This is a genomic window from Mycobacterium sp., from assembly GCF_025965855.1.
In the GTDB taxonomy this organism is placed as follows: Bacteria; Actinomycetota; Actinomycetes; order Mycobacteriales; family Mycobacteriaceae; genus Mycobacterium.
Window position 1 is genome coordinate 1 of record NZ_JAOPWB010000251.1, and the last position, 3,035, is coordinate 3,035.

The 3,035-nt window shown below is 62.0% G+C and carries 2 protein-coding genes; one reads left to right on the forward strand and one right to left on the reverse strand.

Features of this window, described 5'->3' with window-relative positions; genetic code table 11:
* Positions 1–401: 401 nt before the first annotated feature.
* Positions 402–1,259: a LuxR C-terminal-related transcriptional regulator gene (locus JWP83_RS21545; protein ID WP_297734455.1), complete on the reverse strand. Its 858-nt coding sequence runs from the start codon at positions 1,257–1,259 to the stop codon at positions 402–404.
* A 924-nt stretch (positions 1,260–2,183) separates the two neighbouring features.
* Between JWP83_RS21545 and JWP83_RS21550 the strand changes: the two genes are divergently transcribed.
* Positions 2,184–2,585 (forward strand): nuclear transport factor 2 family protein, encoded by a 402-nt coding sequence (locus tag JWP83_RS21550; RefSeq protein WP_297734458.1) that lies wholly within the window; start codon positions 2,184–2,186, stop codon positions 2,583–2,585.
* Positions 2,586–3,035 lie beyond the last annotated feature (450 nt).

Here is a 3,035-nt window from a genome sequence, read left to right on the forward strand (position 1 = left end):
GCCGGACAGAAGAGCGATAGGTCGATACCACGGTTCTCTGTTTCGTTCATGGCCGCCATTCTCGCCTCTCCTGCAGCCATCCAACCTCACAGTTCCTCCCTTGGCGGCGACGTCCCTCGCGGCAGCGACCTCGTCGAAATCTTCGGGCAGCCGTGTAGGGAGCGTTACTTGCTCGGTGACCTGCGAGATCAGCGTAAGAACACGCGGGGGGTGAGAAGTGCAACGCAGACGTCGACGTTCGGCTTCGCGTTCACGCGTGTCCGTGGAATTGCTGGACTCTGCGGGTGCGAAAACCTACGCACCGTTGAAGCGCACTACGCCGGCAGGTTTGAGCCGGCCGACACAGCCCGCAGCGTAGACGACGGCCGCGATCCACGCGCCAGGCGTATGGGCCGGTGTAGTTAAGGACATAGCACGAGTAGAAGCCGTAGGAGCTCGGCTTGGCGGTGGGTGTCAGTCTTATCGAAGACACGTTGCAGATGGGTGCGAACCGTCGCCAGTGAGATCGACAACTGCTCTGAGATTTCCTTTAGGTCCGCGCCACGCGTCACGCGCAAAGCAACATCGGCTTCGGTTTTAGTGAGGTGGTAGAGCCGCCGCAACAATTCTGCAGCGGGTTCAGGTTGGTCCTCTGGATCAATGATCAGCACTAGGGCCATTGGCTGTCGGCGTGGCTCATCGGCGTCGCGGCGGTAGGAGGGCAGCACATGAATCACGTAGGGCCGTCTGCCCGAGGGCCGAAAGCAGGTGAGCGACCGGCCCGCGCGAACGGTGGAGCCTTCGCCGGCAAGGGCATTGTGTATGGCGCAATGCAGCTGTTGTTCGGCGTCCATGCTTGTCGCGGCGATGCGTCCTGACCGCGTGCAAAGCCCGTCTTCGGCGCGCAGAATCCGTTCGGCGGCCGAGTTCAGGTTCACCACAAGGTGTTCGCCTCCGACGATGATGACTCCGTACCGGACAACCTCTAGAGCGCCTGCCAGCTCAACGGACCTGTCGGCCAGAGCCGATAGCTTGTGCTGGGTGCGCAGCGCCTGTTGTAGATGCGGGACCAGCCCGCTGATCAACTTGATACGCTCTGGCGTATAAAATGACTCAGTCCCGCCTCCCAGCGTGGCGACAAGGAAGCACGTCGGCCGCGGACCGGCGGTGAGCCGGACGAGTAGCCCGTCGTCGGTGTCGTAGGCGCGGAGCCAATCGGTATATAACTCCCGATGCTTCTGGTGGTCCATCACCTCCGCGCCGGTCCGCACCGCGCCCACCGGACCTCTCTCCACCGTTGCCAGCACGTAGTCAAGGCGGTGGTAGTACTCCGCGTATCTCTTTCCGGCTTCACGGGGCAGGGTCGCCGCAACGATGGATCGCATGGGTTCTCCCCCGGTCGCTAGCGCACCGTGCCTTCCACCCATAGTCCGGCGAATGCCGTCGATCGCCGCTTCCCAGTGTTGCGGAGTGACCGCGGCGGCGTAGATGTCGGATACCAGTCGCGAGAAATCCTCTACCGTGACCATCGGCAGGCCCTCGATTCGCCATTGGGTACCCGCATCGGGAAACTTCCCCGCTGAACCTCCTAGGAGGCTTCAAGCAAACAATAGTCGCATCCCATCCAGTTAGAAATGTCATCCAAATAGATGACGTGCTGCCCACGCCCTTGGTGCTTGTCTTACATGCGTTCGATAGCCGTGACTCCCGGTTAGGAGCCACCAGTCACCGGAAGGCATCCGCCATGCTGCACTTACTACCCAAGGCGCACTCACTCCCCAAGCCCCCGGCGTCCGATGTCGAACCAGCTCCGTCGGTGGTGAGCTCCACGCCACCCGCCTCGGCCCCAGTTCTCATCACCGAGCAGGAAGTCTTATTCAAATCCGCAGCGGCTCTGTCAGTACCGCCCGAGGCGACTCATCGTCACTGGCCCGGTGCAGCGGTTATTACAGCAATCGGGCACATCCACATTCGGCTGCCTGAGCCGCGACCAATTTACCCGCGGCGCGAGGCCAGCTATTTCGAGGCCGGGCGAATGTCTCGCCTGATGGAGCACCTATGAGGCGCATCATGCCCCGCTCATGAAAGGGGACGGTCGTGGGCCGTCCCACCGCACTTCACCTGAGTCCCCAGGCAGGCCGGGCCAGATCGGCCGGGCCTGTCGCGGCGGAAACATCGGATAATCCACGAAAGGGAGTTTGACAATGTCAGAACAGCAACAGAACGTCGAGCTCGTCAAGAAAGGTTACGAAGCCTTCTCCGCCGGTGACATTGAAACGGTGATGAGCCTGTACGACGACAACATCGAGTGGGTCCAGCCGGGCGATAGTGCGATCAGTGGCACCTATCACGGCAAAGGTGAACTCGGCGAGCTCCTTGGCCGGTTGGCCGAGAAGTCCCCGACGATCAAGCCTCACCGCTTCCTCGCCGACGGTGACACGGTCGTCGTGCTCAGCGAGGTGAGTGTTGGCAACGAGTCCGCAAGAGACGCCGAGGTATACACCCTCCGCGACGGCAAGACGGTGCGGGCTGAGCTGTACCCGGACACCGCATTCATGGAGCGCGTATACGGAAAGAAGCAGCTCGCGGGTAGTGGCGCCGACTGAGAAGTCGTACCGTTCGCCGGAAGAGTCGGCCCGTCATCCTGCTCGGGCGGCGGGCCGACTGCTGTTTTTCGGGCCGGTCAAGGCGTACATCCGCGCCTCGAGGCGAAGTGTCTCTGTTCAGCGCGCGCGAGTTTCACCCATCACCGCTCGCTCGACGTCATGGAGTTGACTTCCCGCGCCGGTGTACGCGCCTCGATAGTCTCTCCAAGATCGTCACTTACTGTCGGCCTGCCGCCGGCTGAGTCGCCAAATGTGCCCCTGAAGTGCCCCCAGTGCTGACCAGTGCCCCCGGCACGACTCGAACGTGCGACCTAGGGATTAGAAGAGCCTGCCAGCCCGGCTGGTTGAGGTCCAGAAAAGGCGTCTGAGCTGGCCATATAGCGCCATTGGACACCAGGCAAAATCACGGCGTGTCGCGGATTCACCGACCAAGCACCGACCACAGGAAGG

Coding starts and splice junctions, on each gene's coding strand:
- JWP83_RS21550 (WP_297734458.1), top strand. CDS start 2,184: ATGTCAGAACAGCAACAGAACGTCGAGCTCGTCAAGAAAGGTTACGAA.